Source organism: Streptomyces sp. NPDC049879 (assembly GCF_044461265.1).
GTDB lineage: Bacteria > Actinomycetota > Actinomycetes > Streptomycetales > Streptomycetaceae > Streptomyces.
In genome coordinates this window covers 21,796-44,862 of record NZ_JBITKT010000012.1, presented here as the reverse complement: position 1 = coordinate 44,862, position 23,067 = coordinate 21,796, and the positions used below count along the sequence as shown (strand labels likewise).

Below are 23,067 nucleotides of genomic sequence, written 5' to 3'. Positions count from 1 at the left end.
TGGGGTTGCACACGTCCATGACAGCCATCTCGCTGGGAATGCCGTCCGTACCGCTCAAGCTGGCCGAGCGCCGCGCGAGCCGCAGAATCCAGGTCGGTTCCGTCCCCGTGGGCGGTGACGCACCCGTGTCCGTCCAGTCCATGACGACGACGCGGACCTCCGACATCGGCGCCACGCTGCAGCAGATCGCCGAGCTGACGGCCTCCGGCTGCCAGATCGTGCGCGTCGCCGTCCCCACGCAGGACGACGCCGACGCCCTGCCCGTGATCGCCCGCAAGTCGCAGATCCCGGTCATCGCCGACATCCACTTCCAGCCGAAGTACGTGTTCGCCGCCATCGACGCGGGCTGCGCCGCCGTCCGCGTCAACCCCGGCAACATCAAGCAGTTCGACGACCGCGTCAAGGAGATCGCCCAGGCGGCCTCCGCCGCGGGTACGCCGATCCGCATCGGCGTGAACGCCGGCTCCCTCGACCGCCGCCTCCTCGCCAAGTACGGCAGGGCCACCCCCGAGGCGCTGGTCGAGTCGGCGCTGTGGGAGTGCTCCCTGTTCGAGGAGCACGGCTTCCGCGACATCAAGATCTCGGTCAAGCACAACGACCCGGTCGTCATGGTGAACGCCTACCGGCAGCTCGCCGCCGCCTGCGACTACCCGCTGCACCTCGGCGTCACCGAGGCGGGCCCCGCGTTCCAGGGCACCATCAAGTCGGCCGTCGCCTTCGGCGCCCTGCTCAGCGAGGGCATCGGCGACACCATCCGCGTCTCCCTCTCCGCCCCGCCGGTGGAGGAGGTCAAGGTCGGCACGCAGATCCTCGAATCCCTCGGCCTGCGCGAACGCGGCCTGGAGATCGTCTCCTGCCCGTCCTGTGGCCGCGCCCAGGTGGACGTCTACACCCTCGCCGAGCAGGTCACCGCCGGGCTCGACGGCCTGGACGTCCCGCTGCGCGTCGCCGTCATGGGCTGCGTCGTCAACGGTCCGGGCGAGGCCCGCGAGGCCGACCTCGGCGTGGCCTCTGGCAACGGCAAGGGCCAGATCTTCGTCAAGGGCGAGGTCGTCCGCACCGTCCCCGAGTCGAAGATCGTCGAGACCCTCATCGAGGAGGCGCTGAAGATCGCCGCCACGATGAAGGACGACGGCGTCGCCTCGGGCGAGCCCGAGGTCTCCGTCAGCTGACGCACCGGGCACGGCACGGCCGCGCGCCCCGGGTACGCTGACCCGCACCCGCACCGCCTCCCGTCCGTGCTGCCCCCGGGCACCCGACCGCAAGGCACCGCCCTGTGCTGACCACCTCCACGACCCGGGTCCTGGGCCCCGCCGACCTCGGCGCCGCCCTCGCCGTCCTGAACAAGGACCCGGTCGCCCACGCGTTCGTCACCGCGCGCGTCCTCGACTCGGGGCTCGAACCGGCCTGGCTCGGCGGCGAGATGTGGGGCTGGTACCGGCGCGGCCGGCTCCAGTCCCTCTGCTACGCGGGCGCCAACCTCGTGCCGGTCGGCGCCGGGCCCGCCGCCGTGCGCGCCTTCGCCGACCGCGCGCTGCGGCAGGGCCGCCGCTGCTCGTCCATCGTCGGCCTCTCCGCGCCCACCGCCCGGCTGTGGGCCCACCTCGAACCGGCCTGGGGCCCCGCCAGGCTGCTGCGCCGCCGCCAGCCCCTGATGGCCACCGACCGCGCGCCCGAGGACATCACCCCCGACCCGGCGGTCCGGCGCGTGCGCAAGGACGAGATGGACATCGTGCTGCCCGCGGCCGTCGCCATGTTCACGGAGGAGGTCGGCGTCTCCCCGCTGGACGCCGACGACGGCGGCCTCACGTACCAGGCGCGCGTCGCCGAGACCGTCGGGACAGGGCGCTGCTTCGCCCGGATCGAGGACGGACGCGTCGTCTTCAAGGCCGAGATCGGCGCCGTCACCCCCGACACCTGCCAGCTCCAGGGCGTGTGGACCGCCCCCGACCGGCGCGGCGAGGGCCTGGCCACCGCCGGACTCGCCACCGTCCTGCGGCACGCGCTCGCCGACACCGCGCCCGTCGTCAGCCTCTACGTGAACGACTTCAACACCCCCGCGCTCACCGTCTACCGCCGCCTCGGCTTCACCGAGACCGGCGTGCTGATGAGCGTCCTGTTCTGACGCGCGCGCCCCGCGCCCCCGGCCGGGCGGGACTTCCGCCCGCCCGCGCGTTAGCCTCCCCGCATGACACCATCCCCCGGTGGCGCCGCCCCCGGCGACCAGCGCGTCCGCATCGCCCCGCTCGACCTGGCCGCCGCCGTGGACGAGGCGCTGGCCGTCCAGGCCGAGGCGTTCGGACTCACCCAGGAAGAGGTCTCCGTACGCCGCCACATCGTCCTGCGCCACGCCGCCGCGCCGGGAGCCCGCGCCCTCGGCGCCACCGTGCCCGACGGGACGCTGGTCGGCTTCGTCTACGGCATGCCCAACGACCGCGCGCAGTGGTGGTCCACCGTCGTCGAGCCCTACCTGCGCCGCAGCGGCAACGAGTCCTGGCTCGACGACTCCTTCACCGTCACCGAGCTGCACGTCCACCCCGACCACCAGCAGCGCGGCATAGGCCGCCGCCTCATCACGCGCATCACCGGCGACGCCGCGCAGCCGCGCTCGATCCTCTCCGCCGTGGACATGGAGAGCCCGGCCCGCGGCCTGTACCGCAAGCTCGGCTACCAGGACCTCGCGCGCCGCGTCATGTTCCCCTCCGCGCCGACCCCGTACGCCGTCATGGGCGCCACGCTGCCGCTGCGCGACTGACCGGCCTCCGCGGTCCGGCGGCCCTCACAGCCAGGTGGCGAACTCCAGCAGCATCTCGCCCTCGCCCGGCCGCCCCGTCCCGTACGCCCGCGCCGCGGAGGCCACCGCGCGGAAGAGCGCCCAGCCGCGCAGCCGGTCGGGGTCGAGGTCCACGGAGTTCGCCAGCCGCGTGACCCGGCGCCGCGTCGCGGCGGCGGCGCCCGCCGAGGCCACCAGGTCGTGCAGCCGGTCACGCGCCAGCCGCGCCAGGTCGTAGGCCGGTTCGCCGACCACCGGTTCGGGGCCGACCGCGAGCCAGTGGGCGCGTTCCGCGTCCGAGGCGAGCACGGCGCCCTGCCGGAAGTCGCCGTGCAGCAGCGCCTCGTCACCGGCGCCCGCCAGCAGCTCATCGCGCGCGTCCAGCGCCCCCGTGACCAGGGGCAGCGCCTCCGGCGGCGCCGCCGTCCGCATCAGCTCCGCCTGCGCCGCCGTCCGCTCCGCGACCGAGGGGAACGGGTGCCCCTCGCCCGGCGGCACCCACAGCCGCCGCAGCACCGACACCGCCTCAAGCGACGCCTTCGCCTCCGCCAGGGACCGCAGGGACGTCCCGGGCCGCAGCCGTTCGAGCAGCAGCGCGCCCGCCTCCGCGTCGGCGCGCAGCGCGCGCACCGCGCCGAGGCCGTCCCAGCGCCGCAGCGCCGCCTCCTCGGCGGCCACGGGGGCGGCGCCCGGCGCGGCCAGCTTCAGGGCGGCGGCGTCTCCGCCGGCGGTGCGCACGAGGACCGTCATGCTGGTCCGCCCGCCGGGCGCCACGACGCGCTCGGGGGCCAGCTCCCAGCGGCGCGCTATGCCGCCGGTCAGCTCAGGCAGCCGGGCGAGCCAGTCGTCCGCCCCGGCCGCCCGCTGCGCGCGCACGAGGTGTTCGGGTGGCAGCAGCTCCATGCTCAGCGGCTCCCGTCGGCCGCGTACTCGGGCAGCCCAGGGAACGGCACCGGAGCCCCTTGCCAGCGCGCCGCCCGGACCGCCGCCTCGGCCAGCGCCGCAGCGGCCTCGCGCCGCGTCTCCTCCCCGCCCGCCCCGACGAGGTCCGCGTACGCCGCGGCGAGCCGCGTCTCCAGCTCGGCCGCGAGCCGCACCGCGCCCTCCTCGTCGGCCACGTCGAACGGCAGCGCGTACGCGGCGGCGGACGCGACCGGCGTGCCGCCCATGTCGCGGACGGTGCGGTGCAGCGTGTCCCGGCGCGCGCGGTGCGCGGTGTACGCCTCGGAGACCTCGCGGCCCCGGTCGTCGCCGATCCGCCCGCCGACGACGCCGTAGCCGTAGACGGCGGCGTGCTCCGCGGCCAGCGCGGCCTGTGTCGCGTCCAGTTCGGACAGGGGGTCGTCCGCCAGGCGGCGGCCGGGACGGGTGGCGCGGAGGAGGGGGAGGGGGAGGGACGTCATGCGCGGGCCTCGTTCAGCAGATGGGCCTGGACCGAGCCGGCGGCGGCCAGCGAGGCGAGCAGCCGGGCGAGGTCGGCGGGCAGTCCTGGGAGGGCGTCGGTCCGCTCGCGGGCCAGGGACCGTTCCGCGTCGGCCAGGGCGGACAGGGCGGCGGCGGCGTCACCCGGGACCTCGGGGGCGTCGTCCGCCACCCCGGCGGCGGCCGGGTCGTCCGCGCTGAGCGCCGTCACATGGGCGGCCACGACCGCGCGCAGCGGGGCGAGCGTGCCGTCGAGCGCCGGATGGGCGGCGGCGGTGGCGTCGTACCTGGCCAGCAGGCCGTTGCTGTCGCGGGCGGCCCGGCGGCGCAGGCCCTGTGCGGACGCGGGTCCCGCGCCGCCGCCGCCCCCGCCGCCGCCGTCCGAGCCGGTGCAGCCGGACACGGCGGCGGTCAGACCGGTCGCGATCCCGCCGGCGAGGAGGACGCGTCTGGGCAGACGCGAGGATGTGCCAGAGGGCATGGCTTCCCGCACTTCCCGTCGTGAGAGAACGTTGTGAGAGAACGACAAGATCACCGCACGGTGAGCGTACCCGGGGCCCCGTCCCGTTCCCGCGCCACCCCGGAACCCCGGCGTGCCAGGCGGCGGGCGGCCGGGGGAGGGCCCGGGGGCCGCCGTCGGCGGTCGGCGGCACCCCCGGCAGGCGATAGGGTGTGGGCCGGGCGCGCCCCGACACGCTCCGTCCCACAACAGCACACGCGGCCGAGGAGTCACCCGGATGAGCACGATCCCGATCGAGAGGCTGCGGGCACTCCTTGAACCCCTGGCCGCCGCGCGCGGCATGGACCTGGAGGACGTGCGGATCACCCCGTCGGGCCGCCGCCGGCTGCTCCAGGTGGTCGTGGACACCGACGAGGGCGTGCAGCTCGACGCGTGCGCGGAGCTGAGCCGCGACGTCTCGGCCGCGCTGGACGAGACCGACGCCATGGGCGACGCCCCCTACGAACTCGAGGTCACCTCGCCAGGCGCCGAGCGCAGCCTGACCGAGCCGCGCCACTTCCGCCGGGCCACCGGCCGCCTCGTCCTGATCACACCGCACGAGGGCGCGGAGCTGACCGCGCGCATCACCGCCGTGGACGAATCGGGAGTGGATCTCCAGGTGCCGGGGGAGAAGGGACGCAAGCCCACGGCCCGCCGCATCGACTTCGACGGGATCGCGCGGGCGCGGGTCCAGGTCGAGTTCAGCCGCAGGGCGGCCGGCGACGACGACAGCAGCAAGGAGGCGTAGCCGTGGACATCGACATGAGTGCCCTGCGTTTGCTCGTCCGGGAGAAGGAGATCTCCCTGGACCTGCTGGTGGAGGCCATCGAATCGGCCCTCCTGATCGCGTACCACCGCACCGAGGGCAGCCACCGCAGGGCCCGCGTGGTCCTCGACCGCGCCACCGGGCATGTGACGGTCTGGGCCCGCGAGGAGCCGGAGGACCGCGAGGACGGTGAAGAGTCCGATGGGGGCGCGGAGCCGCCTGAGTTCGACGACACGCCGTCCGACTTCGGCCGGATCGCCGCGACGACCGCCAAGCAGGTGATCCTCCAGCGGCTGCGGGACGCCGAGGAGGACGTGACGTTCGGCGAGTACGCCGGGCGCGAGGGCGACGTCGTCGCGGGCGTCGTCCAGCAGGGACGCGACCCGAAGAGCGTCCTGGTGGACATCGGCCGCCTGGAGGCCATCCTGCCGCCGCAGGAGCAGGTCCCCGGCGAGGAGTACCCGCACGGCGCGCGGCTGCGGTCGTACGTCGTGCGTGTCGTGAAGGGGGCGCGCGGCCCGTCCGTCACCCTCTCGCGCACCCATCCCAACCTCGTCCGCAAGCTCTTCGAGCTGGAGGTCCCGGAGATCGCCGACGGCACCGTCGAGATCGCCGCGATCGCCCGCGAGGCCGGGCACCGCAGCAAGATCGCCGTGCGGTCCCTGCGCCCCGGGCTGAACGCCAAGGGCGCCTGCATCGGCCCGATGGGCGGCCGGGTGCGCAGCGTCATGGCGGAGCTGCACGGCGAGAAGATCGACATCGTCGACTGGTCGGACGACCCGGCCGAGATGGTGGCGAACGCCCTCTCGCCGGCCCGCGTCACCCGCGTGGAGGTGGTGGACGCCGCCGCCAGGTCCGCCCGCGTGACCGTGCCCGACTACCAGCTGTCGCTCGCCATCGGCAAGGAGGGGCAGAACGCCCGCCTGGCCGCCCGGCTCACCGGCTGGCGCATCGACATCAGGCCGGACACCGAGCCGTCCGGCGGGGCGGACGGGGAGCGTGCCCCCCAGGGCCGCGAGGACAGGCCGCGGCGCACGGGCGCGATCTGACGCGGCGGGCTCCCCCCTTCCCGGCGTCCCGCCGGGAAGGGGCGCGGCACGCCCGGGCGTTGTCATGAGCACCGGTACGGCGCCCCCTTTCGGCGCCGTGCGTACGGGGAGGTAGAATTCTCAGTGTCTGGTCCGACGCATGCCCGCGCCTGCCCGGAACGTACCTGTGTCGGATGCCGTCAGCGCTCAGCCAGGAACGGCCTGCTGCGTGTGGTGGTGAACGGGGATCGCTGTGTCCCCGATCTTCGCGGTACGCTGCCCGGTCGGGGCGCATACCTGCATCCCACGCCGAACTGTCTCGAACTGGCGGTCCGCCGTCGCGCGTTTCCCCGGGCCTTCCGGACCCAGGGTCCGCTCGGCACCGGAGAGCTGCGACAGGCGATCGGCGGGGAGGCGCCCGATGCGCCACGGACAGAGGCACAGTGAGAACAGCTAAGAAACGCCGCGCGGAACGGCCGCGCGGCAGGTACCTCGCGAGTTGGAAGTAGGTCGAGATTGCGATGAGCACTCGATGAGTACGCGATGAGTACGCCCGTGAAGTAGCGAAGGTCCGGCGGACGACCGACCCCGGACCGTAGAAGGAGCGAAGTGGCTAAGGTCCGGGTATACGAGCTCGCCAAGGAGCTTGGAGTCGAGAGCAAGGTCGTCATGGCCAAGCTCCAAGAACTTGGTGAATTCGTCCGTTCGGCGTCCTCGACGATCGAGGCGCCGGTTGTCCGAAAACTGACTGATGCACTGAGCGCGGGGAACGGCTCCGGCCGCAGGCCCGCGCGTCCCGGCGCGCCCGCCCCCAGGCCCGGCGCGCCGAAGCCTGGTGCCGTGGGCCCGCGCCCCGGCGCCCCGCGTCCCGGCGCTGCCGCGCCGGCCCCCAAGCCGGGCGGTCCCCGCCCGACGCCGGGCCCCGCGCCCACCCCCGGCCCGGCGGCACCGCGGCCCGCCGCCGCCAAGCCGGCGCCGGCCGCACCCGAGTTCACCGCCCCGCCCGCGGCCCCCGCGGGGGAGACGCAGGCGACGCGTCCGGCGGCACCGCGCCCCGGCGGCCAGCAGGGCCCGAAGCCGGGCGCCCGTCCGGCGGGCCCCAGGCCCGGCGCGGGTGCCCCCTCCGGCGGCCCCGCGGGCGGCCAGGGCAAGCCCGCCCCGGCCAAGCCGGGCGGCCCCAAGCCGGGCGGCAGGCCCGCGGGCCCGCGTCCGGGCAACAACCCCTTCACGACCAGCGGCTCCACGGGCATGGCCCGTCCGCAGCCGCGTCCCGGCCCCGCGGCGCGTCCGGGCGGCCAGGGTGCCCCCGGCGCCCCGCGTCCCGGCGGGCAGGACAGGCCTGGTCCGCGTCCGGCCGCCCCCGGTGGCAACCGCGCCACTCCGGGCAACATGCCGCGTCCCCAGGCGGGGCCCGGCGGCCCGCGTCCCGGCCCGCCCGGTAACCGTCCCAACCCCGGCATGATGCCGCAGCGGCCCTCGGCCGGCGGTCGTCCCGGCGGCCCCGGCGGCCGTCCGGCGGGCGGCCCCCGCCCGGGTGGCGGCGGCTTCGCCGGCCGCGGTGGCGGCGCCGGCGGCGGCGGTCGTCCCGGCTTCGGCGGTGGCGGCGGCGGTGGCGGCGGTTTCGCCGGCCGCGGCGGCGGCGCCGGTACGGGCACGCGTCCCGGTGGCGGCGGCGGTGGCGGCTTCGGCGGCGGCGGTGGCCGTCCCGGCTTCGGCGGCCGTCCCGGCGGCCCCGGTGGCCGCGGTGGCACGCAGGGCGCCTTCGGCCGTCCCGGCGGCCCGGCGCGGCGCGGGCGCAAGTCGAAGCGGCAGCGCCGTCAGGAGTACGAGGCCATGCAGGCCCCGTCCATCGGCGGCGTGATGCTGCCGCGCGGCAAGGGCGAGGCCATCCGCCTCTCCCGTGGCGCGTCGCTGACGGACTTCGCCGAGAAGATCAACGCCAACCCGGCGTCGCTCGTGCAGGTCATGTTCAACCTCGGCGAGATGGTGACGGCGACCCAGTCGGTCTCCGACGAGACGCTGCACCTGCTCGGCGACGAGATGAACTACACCGTCCAGATCGTCAGCCCGGAGGAGGAGGACCGCGAGCTGCTCGAGTCCTTCGACATCGAGTTCGGCGAGAACGAGGGCGGCGAGGAGGCCCTGTCCTCCCGTCCCCCGGTGGTCACCGTCATGGGCCACGTCGACCACGGCAAGACCCGCCTGCTCGACGCGATCCGCAAGACGAACGTCATCGAGGGCGAGGCCGGCGGCATCACCCAGCACATCGGTGCCTACCAGGTCTCCACCGAGGTGAACGGCGAGGAGCGGCGGATCACCTTCATCGACACCCCGGGCCACGAGGCGTTCACCGCCATGCGTGCCCGCGGTGCGAAGTCCACCGACATCGCGATCCTGGTGGTCGCGGCGAACGACGGCGTCATGCCGCAGACGGTCGAGGCGCTCAACCACGCCAAGGCCGCCGACGTGCCGATCGTCGTCGCCGTCAACAAGATCGACGTCGAGGGCGCCGACCCGACGAAGGTGCGCGGCCAGCTGACCGAGTTCGGTCTCGTGGCCGAGGAGTACGGCGGCGACACGATGTTCGTGGACATCTCCGCGCGCCAGGGCACCAACATCGAGGGCCTGCTGGAAGCGGTCATCCTGACCGCCGACGCGACCCTCGACCTGCGGGCCAACCCGGAGCAGGACGCCCAGGGCATCGCGATCGAGGCCCACCTCGACCGCGGCCGCGGCGCCGTGGCGACCGTGCTGGTCCAGCGCGGCACCCTGCGGGTCGGCGACACGATGGTGGTGGGCGACGCCCACGGCCGCGTGCGCGCCATGCTCGACGACACCGGGCGCAACCTCAGCGAGGCCGGGCCCTCCACGCCCGTCCTGGTGCAGGGTCTGACCAACGTGCCGGGCGCCGGGGACAACTTCCTCGTCGTCAGCGAGGACAGGACCGCCCGGCAGATCGCCGAGAAGCGCGCCGCCCGCGAGCGGAACGCGGCGTTCGCCAAGCGCACCCGCCGGGTGTCGCTTGAGGACCTGGACAAGGTGCTCAAGGCGGGCGAGATCCAGCAGCTCAACCTCATCCTCAAGGGCGACGCGTCCGGTTCGGTCGAAGCCCTGGAGTCCTCGCTGCTCCAGCTCGACGTCGGCGAGGGCGTGGACCTGCGGGTGCTGCACCGCGGTGTCGGCGCGGTCACCGAGACCGACATCGACCTCGCGGCGGGCTCCGACGCCATCGTCCTCGGCTTCAACGTGCGCGCCGAGGGGCGTGCCACGCAGGCGGCCGAGCGCGAGGGCGTGGACGTCCGGTACTACTCGGTCATCTACCAGGCGATCGAAGAGGTCGAGGCGGCCCTGAAGGGCATGCTGAAGCCGGAGTACGAAGAGGTCGAGCTGGGCACGGCCGAGATCCGCGAGGTCTTCCGCTCCTCCAAGCTGGGCAACATCGCGGGTGTCCTCATCCGCTCCGGCGAGGTCAGGCGGAACACCAAGGCGCGCCTCATCCGCGACGGCAAGGTCGTCGCGGAGAACCTCAACATCGAGGGTCTGCGCCGCTTCAAGGACGACGTCACCGAGATCCGCGAAGGCTTCGAGGGCGGTATCAACCTCGGCAACTTCAACGACATCAAGATCGACGACGTCATCGCCACCTACGAGATGCGGGAGAAGCCCCGCGTCTGACCCACCCGGGCCGGGGCCCGTCGGCGGAGCAGCGAGCGCGCTGAAACTCCGTCGATGGGCCCCGGCCCCGGCCGTTACGATCACCACATGTATACCGGGACGCTGTCGTTCGACCTGTTGCTCGGCGATGTCAGATCGCTCAAGCAGAAGCGCTCCGTGGTCCGGCCCATCGTGGCCGAGCTGCGCCGGAAGTACGCGGTGAGCGTGGCCGAGGTCGGCGACCAGGACCTGCACCGCCGCGCCCGCATCGGGCTGGCGGCGGTGTCGGGCGACGCGGGGCACCTCACCGGCATGCTCGACGAGTGCGAGCGCTGGATGGCGGCCCGCCCCGAGGTGGAACTGCTGTCGGTACGGCGGCGGTTCCACGGCGACGAGGACGATTAGCGAGGAGACAGACCAGTGGCCGACAACCCCCGGGCCAAGAGGCTGGCGGACCTCATCCGCGAGGTGGTCGCGCAGAAGCTGCAACGGGACATCAAGGACCCGCGGCTCGGCAGCCGGGTGACCATCACGGACACCAGGATCACCGGCGACCTGCGCGAGGCCACCGTGTTCTACACGGTGTACGGCGACGACGCGGACCGCGCCGAGGTCGCCGCCGGGCTGCGGAGCGCCAAGGGCATCCTGCGGTCGGCCGTGGGCGCGGCGGCGGGCGTCAAGCACACGCCGAGCCTGGAGTTCGTCCCGGACGCCCTGCCCGAGAACGCGCGCAGCCTCGACCACCTCTTCGACCAGGCGCGCGAGCGCGACGAGGAGCTGCGGCGCGCGTCGGAGGGCGCGGACTACGCGGCGGGCGCCGACCCGTACGTCAGCAGGGACCGCGACGACGACGGCGAGGTGCCGGAGGACGGCACCGGCAAGGACGAGCGGGAAGACTGAGCCGGCCATGAGCCGCACCACCAGCACCCCCCCGGACGGGCTCGTCGTCGTGGACAAGCCCGCCGGTTTCACGTCCCACGACGTCGTGGCCGTCCTGCGCGGCGTCGCCCGCACGCGGCGCGTCGGCCACGCGGGGACGCTCGACCCCATGGCGACGGGCGTCCTCGTCCTCGGCCTCGGCCGGGCGACCCGCCTGCTCGGGCACCTCGCCCTGACCGAGAAGGAGTACCGGGGCACCATCCGCCTGGGCCAGACGACGGTCACCGACGACGCCGAGGGCGAGGTCACCGGCGCGGCCGGGGCCGCCGGGCTCGACCCGGCGGCGGTCGCGGCGGGCGTCGCCGCGCTGACCGGCGACATCATGCAGGTCCCGGCGAAGGTGAGCGCCGTCAAGATCGACGGGAAGCGCGCGTACCGCCGTGTGCTCGACGGCGAGGACGTCGAGATCCCGGCCAGGCCGGTGACGGTCTCCGCGTTCGGCGTCACGGCGGCCGCCGAGCGCGCGGCGGAGGACGGCACGCCCGTCACCGACCTCGACGTGACGGTCGTCTGCTCCTCCGGCACGTACATCCGCGCGCTCGCCCGCGACCTCGGCGCCGCGCTCGGCACCGGCGGCCACCTCACCGCCCTGCGCCGCACGCGCGTCGGTCCCTACGGCCTCGGCGCGGCGCGCACGCTGGACGAGCTGCGCGCCGAGCTGACCGTGCTGCCGCTCGGCGAGGCGGCCGCCGCCGCGTTCCCCCGCTGGGACGTGGACGAACGGCAGGCGCGCCTGCTGGGCAACGGCGCCCGCCTCGGCACCCCGGCCCTCCCGCCGGGCCCGGTGGCGGTCTTCGGGCCCGCCGGGCGGTTCATCGCGCTGATCGAGGCGCGGGACGACACCGCGCGCAGCCTCGCCGTCTTCGTCTGAGCCGCACGGGTCCGCCGCCGTTCACCCGAACGGCGGCGCGACCGTGCAGAACCGCCCCGGGCGGGGCAGAGTGCTCCCGCGCCGGTCCGGCACCGGCGGCGGCACGGGAGGTTCGGCAGATGGCGTACGAGCGCGCGCTGGTGCAGATCCGCGACCTGGCGGGGCGGGTGCGGGGACGCGGCTTCGTCGCCGACCGGGACAGCGGCACGGTCGTCACGACCCACGAGGCCGTCGACGGCCTCGCCAGGCTTCTGCTGCGCACCGGCGACGGCGACACGCGGCAGGTCCGCGCGGCGGCCGTCACGCCGCTGCCCGAGTGGGACCTCGCCCTCGTCGACGCGCCCGGCATCCGCGCCGAACCGCTGCTCGTCGGCGGCGAACGGCCGCCCGGCACCGCCGTCCGCGTACGGCTCGACGCGTGGACCGACTCGGTGCTCCTCGCGGGCGGCCCCGCCACGTACACGGCCACCGACCGCCTCCACCGCGTCCCCGACACCGTGGCGCTCCCGCTCCCGCCGGGGCGGCTCGCCGCCCTGCGGCTGAACGCGGCGTACAGCGGCAGCCCCGTCGTTGACGGCGTGACGGGCGCGGTGGTCGGCGTGCTGGGGACGGCGCTGCACTGCGCGGGCCGCGCGGCCGGGCTCGCCGTACCGCTGCACGCCGCCGCGGCCGCCGGAGGGCCGCTCGCGGGGCTGCTGCGGCGCAACGGGCGGGCCGTCCCCGGCTTCGGCGCCGACCTGACCCCGGCGGGGCTGCGCGCGCTGACCGCCGCGACGCTGCCCGCCGTCCCCGGCGGCTGGCCCAGGGACGGGGAAGGGGGCGGGGACGGGACGGCGGACGAGCTGGCCCGCTTCGAGGCGGGGACGGTCCAGGTGCTGCCCCTCGCCGCCCCGCCCGGGGAGGAACGGGCCCTGGCCGTCGCCGCGTACGCCGCGCGGCGGCAGGCAGGTGGCGGCCCCGTGCTGTGGCTGCGCGGCGACGTCCTGCGGGACGGCGACCACAGCCTCCGGGACGCGCTCGCCCGCGCGCTGCCCGGCGTGGACCCGGACGTCGCCGCCCGTGTCGCGCGGGACGACGGGCGGCGGCTGCTCGTCGTGCTCGACGTGCCCGACACGCCGGGAGGTGCCCCCGCGGCGCGCCCGCAGGGGTGGTCGGCGGCCACCTGCGCGTGGCTGCGGGCGGCCGACGTGCGGCTGGTCGTGGTCTGTTCGCCGGGGCTGCGCGCGGACCTGGCGGCGACCCACCGGCTCGACCTGGTCGTACGGCGCGTCGTCCGCGCGCCCGGCTGCGGTGCGTCGGCGGGCGAGGTGGCGGAGCGGCTGCGGGAGGCGGCGCGCCGCTCGGTGGGGACGGGGGCGCTGGGGCGGCGGGCGTTCGAGGCGCTGTTCCCGGCGGCCGGGGGCTGGGGCGGCGCGGTGCTCGGCGAGGGGGTGATGCGGCGTGAGGGCGCCGGATACCGGTTCGTGGACGGCGAGTTCGCCGACTGGCTGCACGGGCCGCACCTCGACCTGGACGCCACGCTCGCGGCGGCGGCGCGCGGCGCGGTGCCGCGCGACCGGGCCGGGACGGTCGTCCAGGCCGTGCTGCACCTGGCGCGCCGGGCCGGGACCGACGCCGTACGCCGCCGCCTGAGGCCGCTCGCCGAGGCCCTGGACGCGCCGGGCGACCCCGGCTGGTGGGCGCGGCACCTGCTGCGGGCCGTGCCGCTCGGGCTGCCGGAGGCGGCCGGGCTGCTCGCCGAGCTGCGCTGGCTCGCCGACCGGATCGGCGGACTCGCCCTGCCCGTGGGCGCGTTCGGGCCCGCCTTCTGGCGGGGGCTGCGGCTGCCGGCGGAGGAGACGTTCGACCTGCTGCGGCGGCTGCTGCCCGCCGACGCGCCCGGGACCGGGGGCGAGCGGTTCCTGACGGCGGCCTCGGCGCTGCTGGCCGACGTGCCGGGCGCGGGCGTGGCGGCGGTCGCGCGGTGGCTGGGGGACGAGCGGCCGCTGCGCTGCGGCAGCGGTCCCGCGCCGGGCGAACTGACCGTGGCCACCGCCGCGCAGGCGCTGCTGTACGCCCACCGGGGCCGCGCGCCGGAGACGCTGGCGGCGGTCCTCGCGGGGGCGCCGTGGCCGCGTGCCGGGGAGCTGCTGGCCGAGCTGGCGGGCGAACGGGTCGCGGGGCCCGCCGCCGGGCAGCCGGCCGTGCCGCGTGCCGTCTGCGGCCGGGCCGGGTGAGGCGGCCGTCCTCACCGGCCGTGGCGCCAGGTACCTTGGACCGGCAGGACCACCGGCAGCGGTGGCGTGGGCCCAGGTGGTGAGGAGCGGAAACGGTGCAGCGCTGGCGTGACTTGGCGGACATCCCCGGGGACTGGGGACGCAGCGTCGTCACCATCGGTTCGTACGACGGTGTTCACCGCGGGCATCAGCTGATCATCGGCCGGGCGGTGGCCCGCGCGCGGGAACTCGGTCTGCCCGCCGTCGTGGTCACCTTCGACCCGCATCCGAAGGAGGTCACCCGGCCGGGCAGCCACCCGCCGCTGCTGGCGCCGCACCCGCGCCGCGCCGAGCTGATGGCGGCCCTGGGCGTGGACGCGGTGCTGGTGCTGCCGTTCACCAAGGAGTTCTCGCAGCTGACGCCCGCCGACTTCGCCGTGAAGGTCCTCGTGGAGAAGCTCCACGCGCGCGCGGTGGTGGAGGGGCCCAACTTCCGCTTCGGCCACCGCGCCGCCGGGACCGTCGCGACGCTCACCGAGCTGGGCGGCACGTACGGCTTCGAGGTCCTGGTGGTCGACCTGTACGAACGGGGGACCGCGGGCGAGGGGGAGGCGTTCTCGTCGTCGCTGGCGCGGCGCCTGATCGCCGACGGCGACGTCGCGGGCGCGGCCGAGGTGCTGGGCCGCCCGCACCGCGTCGAGGGCGTCGTGGTGCACGGCGCGCGGCGCGGACGCGAACTGGGCATCCCCACCGCCAACCTCGACACCCCGCCGTACACCGCCGTCCCGGCGGACGGGGTCTACGCGGGCTGGCTCACGGCGGCCGGGGAGCGGATGGCCGCCGCGATCTCGGTCGGCACCAACCCGCACTTCCACGGCACCGAGCGCACCGTCGAGGCGCACGCGCTGGGGCGCACGGACCTGGACCTGTACGGGATGCGCGTCGCCGTCGACTTCACGGCGTTCGTGCGCGGGCAGGAGACGTTCGACTCGCTCGACGCGCTGCTGGAGAAGATGGCCGACGACCTGCGGCGCGTCCGCGAGCTGACCAGCGGCGGCTGACCGGACCCCCGGTTCCCCGGGGGCCCGGCGCGCGCGTCAGCGCTGCGGGGGCGGCGCGCCCCAGCCGCCTGGCTGCTGCGGGAAGCCGTAGCCGGGCGGCCCCGGCGGGGGCGGCTGCTGCTGCACCTGCGGCGGATACCCGTACTGCGGCTGCTGGGGCTGGTGCTGGCCCGGCTGCGCGCCGGGCGCCGGGTACCCGTACCCCTGCGGCTGCCCCTGGCCCGGCAGCGGCGGCGCCACCTGCGGCGGCATCCCGCCGTCCGGCGTCCACAGCCCCTGCTCCTGCTGCATCCGGGAGAAGTCCTCCGCGATCAGCGCGGCCAGGTCGAAGTACGCCTGCCGGGTCTTGGGCCGCATCAGGTCCAGCTCCAGCTCGGCCCCGGCCGCCAGGTGCTCGTCGAAGGGCGCCACGACGACACCGCGGCAGCGCGTCTTGAAGTGCGCCACGATGTCCTCGACCTTCACCATCCTGCCGGTCTCCCGCACCCCCGAGATGACGGTGATGGAGCGGCGGACCAGCTCCCCGTACCCGTGGGCGGCGAGCCAGTCGAGCGTGGTGCTCGCGCTGCTCGCGCCGTCCACCGAGGGCGTCGAGACGATGATCAGCTGGTGCGCGAGGTCGAGGACGCCGCGCATGGCGCTGTAGAGCAGGCCGGTGCCCGAGTCGGTGAGGATGATCGGGTACTGCTTGCCGAGCACCTCGATGACGCGCCGGTAGTCGTCGTCGCTGAACGCCGTGGAGATGGCGGGGTCCACGTCGTTCGCCAGGATCTCCAGACCCGACGGCGCCTGGGACGTGAAGCGGCGGATGTCCATGTAGCTGTGCAGGTACGGGATGGCGCCCACGAGGTCGCGGATCGTCGCCCCGGTCTCGCGGCGCACGCGGCGGCCGAGCGTGCCCGCGTCCGGGTTGGCGTCGATCGCGATGACCTTGTCCTGCCGCTCGCTGGCCAGGGTCGCGCCGAGCGCGGTCGTCGTGGTCGTCTTGCCGACGCCGCCCTTCAGACTGATGACCGCTATCCGGTAGCAGGACAGGACGGGCGTGCGGATCGCGGCCAGCTTGCGCTGCCGCTCCTCCTCGGCGGCCTTCCCGCCGAGCCGGAAGCGGGACGGCGGCTTGCTCGCGGGCTGCGACCGCTGCTTGGCGCGGCGCTTGTCGTTGAGCAGGCGGTCGGAGGACAGCTCGACGGACGCCGTGTAGCCCAGCGCGCCGGGCTGCATCTGGACGGGGCTGCTCTCCTGGTCGGGCCAGCCGCCCGCGCGGGGGTCCTGGGGCTGGGGGCCGGGACCGGCCTGGCCCGGCAGCTGCGGGCCGGGGCCGGGGGGCACCTCGCCCGGCGGCAGGGCGCGCCGGTCCGGCTGCGCGTACTGCTGCGGCCCCGGCGGCTGGGGGAACGGCTGCTGCACGCCCGGCCCCTGCTGCTGGGGCAGCTGCGGCAACTGCGGCTGCTGGGCCTGCTGCGGCGGCAGTTGGTGCTGCGGGTACTGCGGGGCGAACGGGTGCTGGCCGCCCAGGCTCGGCTGCTGCGCCGGGCCCGGCCGGGGCATGCCCGGCGGCAGGACCGGGCCGCCCTCGGCGGGCGTACCGGGTGACGGCCACTGTCCGGGCGCGGGCTGCTGGTGCGCGGCGGGCTCGGGCCACTGGGGGAGCGCGGGCCGCTGCTCCTGGACACCGGGGCCCTGCGGCGCGCCCTGCACGGGGCGGGCGTAGGGCGGAAGGCCGGGCGGTCCCGCGTTCGGCGGGCCCGGCGGCTGCGGGGACGGCTGGGACGGCGGCTGGGGCCACGGCTGCTGCTCGTTGCCGGGCCGGTGCTGGGCGGGCTCCGGCCACTGAGGCTGGGCCGGGCGCTCGGGCGCGGGGGCACCGGCGACCGAGGGCGGGCCCACGGGTCCCGCGAGGCGGGGGTCGGCGGTCTGCTGCGGCTGAGGCGGCGGCAGCGGCTCGGCGTCGTCCTCCACCTCCAGCGCGGCCTCGGTCCCCGTTTTGGCGAACTCGACCTCGACGCTCGGGCCCTCCGGCGCCGCCGGGCGCATCGGCGGGGTGAACACCGCCGTGTGCTCAGGGGCGAGGGCACCGGCGGGCGGCGGCGGCGCGGGGGCCTCGGCGGGGCTGTCCTGGGCCGGGGGCTTGATCTGGAAGTCCGGCGGCAGCGGCGGGAGTCCGGCGGGCGCGGCCGACGGCGGCGAGGCGGGCGGCGGGGGAGCGGCCTCGGGACGCACGGGCTCGGGGCCCGGCGCGTCCTGGGTGTCCCCGGACGCCTCGGCGGGCGCGTTCTCCGGCCCGGGGTCGGCGACCTCGGCGGGCGGCGGCACGTTCTCCGGCTCCGAGCGGGCGGGCGGCGGCGGGGGAGCGGGCCATGCGGGAGCCGCGTTCTGCGTGTCCCCCGTCGCGGCCGGTGCCGGTGCCGGCCCGGCGTCCTGCTGGCCTTGCTGCTGCTCCTGCTGCTGCCTGGCCTCCGCGAGTGCCTTGCGGACGGAGGACGGCGAGAACTTCATCGTCCGCCCGTCCGGTTCCTCGCCGCCGTCCTGCGCGGGCGGCGGCGTCGCGTGCGGTCCCGGCGCGGGAGCCGGGGGCGGCGGGAATCCGGGCGGGCCCGCCTGCGGCGGCGGGGCCGAAGGCGGTTGCGCGCCACCGGCGGCGCCCTGTGCCGCGCCCTCGGGCGGCGTGGCCGCCGCACCGCCCGAGTACCAGGCGGGCGGGGTGTAGTCGATGGTGAACTGCCCGGTGGTCTCCGACTCCTCCTCAAGGAGATCGTCATCGGGCCGTTCGTCGGCGGAGGTGTCCTCCGCTGGGCGAACCCTGTCCCGATCGCTGCTCACGACGCGCCTCCCGCTCCTGGTATTGCATCCCTGATCCGCACCTCGTGGGGGTTCCGCTACCCGGATGACGGACCGGAGCCCCAGAGCGGTTCCCGCGGCACGGGCTCAGGGCACTGCGCACAGCTCCACTGCCGTGTCGCCACTCACCCTAGTGGGCGTACAGCGAAGACCCGTAGTCCTCCCCGCCCCCACGCACGCCCATATCGGCCGAAAATCGTCCGGAGCAGACCAGTTGTGAGTGAAGTGGGCGCGATGTGTCAGTTGTGTGCGTCCAGGCGGCTCGGGTTCCCCAGGAGACCGGTCTCGCTGTCGGTGGGCACCAGGCGGACGAGCCGCCGCGCCGTGCGGGTGCACCACAGCGTCGCGTCCTCGGCGAACGTGGACAGCGCCTCGGCCTGTACCGCCGGGAGTGCCATCACCCGGCCGACCTGCCGGGCCTCCTCCGGCGAGACGCGCTGCACCCCGACCAGCGCGGCGCGTTCCATCAGCCGTGTCGCGGCCGGTCCCAGGTAGGGCAGCAGCGTCAGGACCGGCTGCCAGGGCGCCGACGCCACCCGCCCGCGCGGCGGCCGGACACCGCAGTCCCGCACCACCAGCACGGGACTCCCGAGCGTGGCACCCAGCGGCGGCACCTGGCCCACCTCGTGCAGTGTCATGCACTCGAGCCCGCCGTTGGCCGCCTGGGCCAGCCGCGCCCACACGTGGGCACGTCCCGTCTCGACGGCCACCCGCGCCCCGGTCGCCACCGCCCGCAGCGCCAGCACCTGCGCCGTCCAGACGCCGCCGACCAGCACCATGTCGTACGGCACCGGGTGGTGGATGCCGAGCACGGCCGGCCGCGACCTGCTGTCCACCCCCACGATGATGCCGTCGTCCCCGACCGGCAGCGCCAGCCGGGACAGTTCCCCGACCGACAGCACATGTCCCCCGCGCGGCATCAGCCCATCCCTCCCAGCGGCAGCGTCGCCCGCAGGCCCGCCACCTGTCGCCTGTCCATCCTCACCAGGCCCACCCGCGCGGTGCGTGCCGCGCGCGTCAGCGCCCGCCCCGCGGACCGCAGTTCGCGCTCCCCACGGCCCGTCACCCGGACATGCCCGGTGACCTCGACGGCGCGCGGCCCGTGGGCCCGCAGCGTCAGCGCGAACGTCGTCGCGAACGCGGGCGCGGACGTCAGCAGCGCCACCAGGGCGGGCAGCGGCGCCCCGCCCGCCCCGAGCAGCGGCCAGCGCGCCACCCGGAACGTCGCGTGCCACCGGTCGTCGCACCGCCACGCGCGCACGCCCTCCGCCGTACGGCGCGGGCGCGCCCCGTCCCCCTTGCCGACGAGCGTCGTCACCAGCGGGTCGGAACTGGCGCACGCCGCCACCGCCGACAGCAGCTCGGCCTCCGACAGCACCGTGGCCGAGAACCCCGCGCCCGCCAGGCGGCTCACCAACTGGTCGGCCGCCCGCGCCAGACACCGCTGCGCCCCCAGCAGCCCTCCGCCGCGTACGGCCACCGCCTCCGGGCACAGCTCCGGGTCCAGCCGCAGCGTCACCCACGTCAGCCGCAGCGCGGGCGCGCCCCCCGGCCCATGCGCCTGCAGCAGCGAGTAACTCGCCCCCGCGACCGACCGGCTCGGCAGGACAGGCGCCGGTGCGGGCTGCGTGTGCTGCACACACTGCACCGACGCCAGGCGTATGCCGTCCGTGTCCAGCGCGTCGTGCAGCAGCGTCAGCGGCAACGGCCGCCCGTCCAGGCCCGGCTGCAAGGGCGTCAGCCCCGCCTCCACCCGCAGCACCACCGTCAGCGAGCCGCCGGTCTCCACCATCCCCATCTCGCGCCGCTCCCGCCCGTCCCGCCCGGCACGCGCCGCGAACGCGTGGCACCGCAGCCCGGGACGGCACTCCTCGGCCAGCGAGAACAGCGGGTCGGCCCCCGCGGGCAGCGGCAGCGGCACAGCCGCCGCCCGCCGCCTCCGCCGCAGCGCCAGCGCCGACCCCAGCCAGCCGGTCAGCGTCTCTCCCTGACGCCACGCCAGCACGACCAGCACCAGCAGCGCCACGGGTACGGCCACCAGCGCCGCGAGCGGATACCGCAGCCAGCCGTCGGCCGCCCACGCCCCCAACACCAGTCCGCCCGCCGCCTGGACACACACCAGGGGCCACAGCGCAAGCAGCCCGCCCACCCCCGACACGGGCCTCGGCAGCACACCCCCCTGCGCGGCAGCAGCCCCCTCGGGACCCCGTACGGACGCCCCCGCCGCGACGGGCGTCGTCGCCGTCGCCATCATCCGCCCCCTCCTCCCCGTGACCGGACCGTCACCCGGCATAGTAGAGCCCGGGTCCGACAGTTGGTCACGGGCAGGGGGAGGAACGCTCAGTCATGGCGTCACGCAAGGACGAACTCAACGCCTACACCTACGCGAAACGCCGCACCGTCGCGGCATTCCTGCGGCCGTCGCCCACCGGCACGGAGGAAGGCGCGCCCCGCCCGCTGCGCGCCGTCGTCCCCGGCGCCGTCGCAGGCGCGCTCGTCCTGATCGGCTTCGGCGCCTGGGGCCTGTTCCGCCCCGCCGTCCCCGAGGGCTGGGACGAACCGGGCCGCCACGTCATCATCGGCAGCGACTCCACGACCAGGTACGTCGTCCTGGAGACAGCCGGGCGCACCCAGCTCCACCCCGTCCTCAACCTCTCCTCCGCCCGCCTCCTCCTCGAGAGCCCCGACGCCCTGTCGATCGTCAACGTGGACGAGGAGCAGCTCGACAGCGGCACCATCCCCCGCGGCCCCACCCTCGGCATCCCCTACGCCCCCGACCGCCTGCCCGACGCCGCCGAGGCCGCCGCCGCCAAACGCTGGGCCGTCTGCCAGCAGCCCGGCGGCGACGGCGGCACCGTGCAGCAGGCCGTCTTCGTCCTCGCCGACCGCGACACCGCCCGCGTCGAGGGCGACGAACGCCTCACCGGCGGCGAACTCCTCCACGTCCAGGACTCCGCGGGCACCGACCACATCGTGGACGCGGCGGGCACCAGGTACCGCATCGGCGACGACGGGACCGGTGAGGAGGAACGGCGCCTGCTGCGCCGCCTCCTCACCTCGGGCGGCGAGCCGCAGCGCGTCACCGACGAGTGGCTGGCCACCCTCGCCGAGGGGTCCCCCATCGTCTTCCCCGAACTCGACGGCGCGCCCGGCGAGGACGCGGGCGTCCCCGGCCTGCGCGCCGAACTCAACCGCGTGGGCACGGTCCTGACCGCGCGCACCGGCGACGGCCCGCAGCAGTACGCCGTCCTGCCAGGCCGCGTCGTGCCCGTCTCCGACTTCACCGGCATGCTCCTGACCAACCGCCCCGGCGCGGAGTCCCTCGGCATGGCGGGCGAGCCCGTCCCCGCGGGCGCCGCGGACTTCGACCCGGCGCCGCCCGAGGAGAGCATCGACCGCGACCGCACCTGGCCGAGCGCCGAGCCCGCCCCCGTGGACGACGCCGCGCGCGACACCCTCTGCTCCGTCCTCCTCTCCGTGGACGGGGACGGCGGCACCGAGGTCGCCACCTGGGCCGGGGAGGACTACCCCGCCGCCATCGCCTCCGGCGCCGCCACCGCGTACGTCACCCCGGGCTCGGGCCTCCTCTACCGCCAGGTCCAGGGCGAGCAGACCGAGTCGGGCGGCGTGTTCCTCGCGACCGACACCGGACTGCGCCACGCCGTCCAGGTCACCGCCGACGGCGACGAGGCGGGCGAGGAGGCCCAGACCCTCCTCGGCTACGGCGGCATCACCCCCGTCCCCGTCCCCGCCACCTGGTCCACGCTGCTGCCGACCGGCCCGCAACTCGACCGCGACAGCGCCGCCCAGCCCCAGGGGTCCTGACATGACGACCCACCGCATCCTCCCCGCGCTCACCTGCCTGGCGCTGCTCGCCCCCGCGTCCCTCACCGCCGCCCCCGCGGCCCACGCGGACGGCGGACGCTGCTCGTTCCCCGCCGACCCGATCGCCGAACGCCCCTGGTCGCTCCAGCGCGTCCAGCTCGACCGGCTGTGGACCCGCACCCGGGGCGCGGGCGTACGCGTCGCCGTCATCGACAGCGGCGTGGACACCACCAACCCCCAGCTCACCGACGCCGTCGACGCCACCAGCGGCGGCGACTTCCTCCCCGGCGACACCGGGCCCACCGACGACCCGGCCGGGCACGGCACCAAGGTCGCCGGCATCATCGCCGCCCGCGCCCTCGACGGCTCGGGCTTCGTCGGCCTCGCCCCGGAGGCGACCGTCATCCCCATCCAGCAGAACGACACCGAGGGCAACGGCACCGTCGCCGGGCTGGTCCAGGCGATCGACCACGCCGTCGCCGCCCGGGCCGACATCATCAACATCTCCCAGGACGTGGACGGCGCCCTCGGCCCCGACTCCCAACTGGAACGCGCCGTGGACGACGCGCTCGCCGCGGGCGCCGTCGTCATCGCCTCCGTCGGCAACAGCGGCGCCGACGGCCGCGACCGCCGCACCTACCCGGCCGCCTACGAGGGCGTCCTCGCCGTCGCCGCGTCCGACCGCAACAACGAGCGGGCACCGTTCTCCCAGCCGGGCGACTTCGTCGGCATCGCCGCGCCCGGCGTGGACATGGTCTCCACGGTCCCCGGCGGCGGCCAGTGCGTCGACAACGGCACGAGCTTCGCCGCCCCCTACGTCGCCGGCGTCGCCGCCCTGCTGCGCGCCGCGAACCCCGGGTGGACACCGCGGCAGATCGTCAGCCACCTCCAGCAGACGGCGGAACGCCCCGCCCCCGGCCCCGACAGCGACATCGGCTGGGGCGTCGTGGACCCCGTCCGCGCCCTCGCGCCGACCGCCGCCGTCCCCGGCCCGGCCCCCACTACGGACACCGGCGCGCCCGCCGCACCTGCCCCCGACATACCGGCGCTCGACCTGTCCGAGACGCACGCGGAACGTGTCGCGCGCCGGGGCACGTACGCCGTCCTCGCCGCGGCCGTCCTCGTCGCCGCGCTCGCGGGGGTCTCCCTCGTCCTGCGCGACCGGCGCCGCCGCCACCGCGCCTGACACGCGCCCC

Annotated in this window: 20 protein-coding genes; 14 read left to right on the top strand and 6 right to left on the bottom strand. The window is 76.2% G+C overall.

Translation table 11 applies throughout. The annotated features are described in order from the left end of the window. Positions 1–17: 17 nt before the first annotated feature. The 3 genes from ispG (at position 18) to ACIBPC_RS30010 (ending at position 2,755) form a co-directional block, all read left to right on the top strand. On the top strand, positions 18–1,172 hold the full coding sequence (ispG, locus tag ACIBPC_RS30020) for a flavodoxin-dependent (E)-4-hydroxy-3-methylbut-2-enyl-diphosphate synthase (protein WP_398849021.1): 1,155 nt from the start codon (positions 18–20) through the stop codon (positions 1,170–1,172). Positions 1,173–1,279: 107 nt separating this feature from the next. Next, positions 1,280–2,125, top strand: a complete 846-nt coding sequence (locus ACIBPC_RS30015; RefSeq protein ID WP_362965327.1) for a GNAT family N-acetyltransferase — start codon at positions 1,280–1,282, stop codon at positions 2,123–2,125. A gap of 63 nt (positions 2,126–2,188) precedes the next feature. Beyond that, a complete protein-coding gene (locus ACIBPC_RS30010) occupies positions 2,189–2,755 on the top strand; it encodes a GNAT family N-acetyltransferase (protein WP_362965247.1) in 567 nt (188 codons plus the stop codon). A gap of 24 nt (positions 2,756–2,779) precedes the next feature. On the opposite strand, the gene ACIBPC_RS30005 is transcribed toward ACIBPC_RS30010, so the two are convergent. Genes ACIBPC_RS30005 through ACIBPC_RS29995 form a run of 3 tightly spaced genes read right to left on the bottom strand, consistent with a single transcriptional unit; the run spans position 2,780 to position 4,676 of the window. Continuing rightward, entirely contained in the window at positions 2,780–3,676 is an 897-nt protein-coding gene (locus ACIBPC_RS30005) for an aminoglycoside phosphotransferase family protein (RefSeq protein WP_398849018.1), read from the bottom strand. A 2-nt stretch (positions 3,677–3,678) separates the two neighbouring features. Continuing rightward, on the bottom strand, positions 3,679–4,176 hold the full coding sequence (locus tag ACIBPC_RS30000; RefSeq protein ID WP_398849016.1) for a ferritin-like domain-containing protein: 498 nt from the start codon (positions 4,174–4,176) through the stop codon (positions 3,679–3,681). Beyond that, positions 4,173–4,676, bottom strand: coding sequence for a hypothetical protein (locus tag ACIBPC_RS29995; RefSeq protein WP_398849014.1), 504 nt, complete (start codon positions 4,674–4,676; stop codon positions 4,173–4,175). The genes ACIBPC_RS30000 and ACIBPC_RS29995 overlap by 4 nt, the downstream gene beginning before the upstream one ends. Before the next feature lie 256 nt (positions 4,677–4,932). On the opposite strand from ACIBPC_RS29995, the gene rimP reads away from it, so the two are divergent. From rimP to ACIBPC_RS29950, 9 genes are all read left to right on the top strand, one after another. Further along, positions 4,933–5,442, top strand: coding sequence for a ribosome maturation factor RimP (gene rimP / locus ACIBPC_RS29990; RefSeq protein ID WP_362965253.1), 510 nt, complete (start codon positions 4,933–4,935; stop codon positions 5,440–5,442). A gap of 2 nt (positions 5,443–5,444) precedes the next feature. After that, on the top strand, positions 5,445–6,509 hold the full coding sequence (nusA, locus tag ACIBPC_RS29985; protein WP_398849012.1) for a transcription termination factor NusA: 1,065 nt from the start codon (positions 5,445–5,447) through the stop codon (positions 6,507–6,509). 123 nt (positions 6,510–6,632) lie between these two features. Beyond that, on the top strand, positions 6,633–6,935 hold the full coding sequence (locus ACIBPC_RS29980) for a YlxR family protein (RefSeq protein ID WP_362965257.1): 303 nt from the start codon (positions 6,633–6,635) through the stop codon (positions 6,933–6,935). A gap of 162 nt (positions 6,936–7,097) precedes the next feature. Beyond that, on the top strand, positions 7,098–10,163 hold the full coding sequence (gene infB / locus ACIBPC_RS29975) for a translation initiation factor IF-2 (protein WP_362965259.1): 3,066 nt from the start codon (positions 7,098–7,100) through the stop codon (positions 10,161–10,163). An 87-nt stretch (positions 10,164–10,250) separates the two neighbouring features. Then, complete coding sequence (locus tag ACIBPC_RS29970; protein WP_362965261.1) at positions 10,251–10,547, top strand: DUF503 domain-containing protein; 297 nt, start codon at positions 10,251–10,253, stop codon at positions 10,545–10,547. Between the two features lie 15 nt (positions 10,548–10,562). Continuing rightward, entirely contained in the window at positions 10,563–11,042 is a 480-nt protein-coding gene (gene rbfA / locus ACIBPC_RS29965) for a 30S ribosome-binding factor RbfA (protein ID WP_398849009.1), read from the top strand. A 7-nt stretch (positions 11,043–11,049) separates the two neighbouring features. After that, a complete protein-coding gene (truB, locus tag ACIBPC_RS29960; RefSeq protein WP_398849007.1) occupies positions 11,050–11,952 on the top strand; it encodes a tRNA pseudouridine(55) synthase TruB in 903 nt (300 codons plus the stop codon). A gap of 119 nt (positions 11,953–12,071) precedes the next feature. Beyond that, positions 12,072–14,168 (top strand): hypothetical protein, encoded by a 2,097-nt coding sequence (locus ACIBPC_RS29955; protein WP_398849005.1) that lies wholly within the window; start codon positions 12,072–12,074, stop codon positions 14,166–14,168. 95 nt (positions 14,169–14,263) lie between these two features. Then, positions 14,264–15,208: a bifunctional riboflavin kinase/FAD synthetase gene (locus ACIBPC_RS29950; RefSeq protein ID WP_398849003.1), complete on the top strand. Its 945-nt coding sequence runs from the start codon at positions 14,264–14,266 to the stop codon at positions 15,206–15,208. Positions 15,209–15,244: 36 nt separating this feature from the next. Here ACIBPC_RS29950 and ACIBPC_RS29945 read toward each other — a convergent pair whose 3' ends face one another. The 3 genes from ACIBPC_RS29945 to eccE all read right to left on the bottom strand — a co-directional run bounded on the left by ACIBPC_RS29945 (position 15,245) and on the right by eccE (position 20,300). Beyond that, entirely contained in the window at positions 15,245–18,028 is a 2,784-nt protein-coding gene (locus ACIBPC_RS29945; protein WP_398849001.1) for an SCO5717 family growth-regulating ATPase, read from the bottom strand. Positions 18,029–18,285: 257 nt separating this feature from the next. Further along, entirely contained in the window at positions 18,286–18,966 is a 681-nt protein-coding gene (locus ACIBPC_RS29940; RefSeq protein ID WP_362965273.1) for a hypothetical protein, read from the bottom strand. Then, a complete protein-coding gene (gene eccE, locus ACIBPC_RS29935) occupies positions 18,966–20,300 on the bottom strand; it encodes a type VII secretion protein EccE (RefSeq protein WP_398848999.1) in 1,335 nt (444 codons plus the stop codon). The genes ACIBPC_RS29940 and eccE overlap by 1 nt, the downstream gene beginning before the upstream one ends. Positions 20,301–20,392: 92 nt before the next feature. Here eccE and eccB point away from each other — a divergent pair, with 92 nt between their 5' ends. Together eccB and mycP are read left to right on the top strand one after the other, a co-directional pair. Next, positions 20,393–21,871, top strand: coding sequence for a type VII secretion protein EccB (gene eccB / locus ACIBPC_RS29930; protein WP_398848997.1), 1,479 nt, complete (start codon positions 20,393–20,395; stop codon positions 21,869–21,871). Between the two features lies 1 nt (position 21,872). Further along, the gene (mycP, locus tag ACIBPC_RS29925) at positions 21,873–23,057 is read left to right on the top strand and encodes a type VII secretion-associated serine protease mycosin (RefSeq protein ID WP_398848995.1); all 1,185 of its coding nucleotides are present in this window, start codon (positions 21,873–21,875) and stop codon (positions 23,055–23,057) included. Positions 23,058–23,067 lie beyond the last annotated feature (10 nt).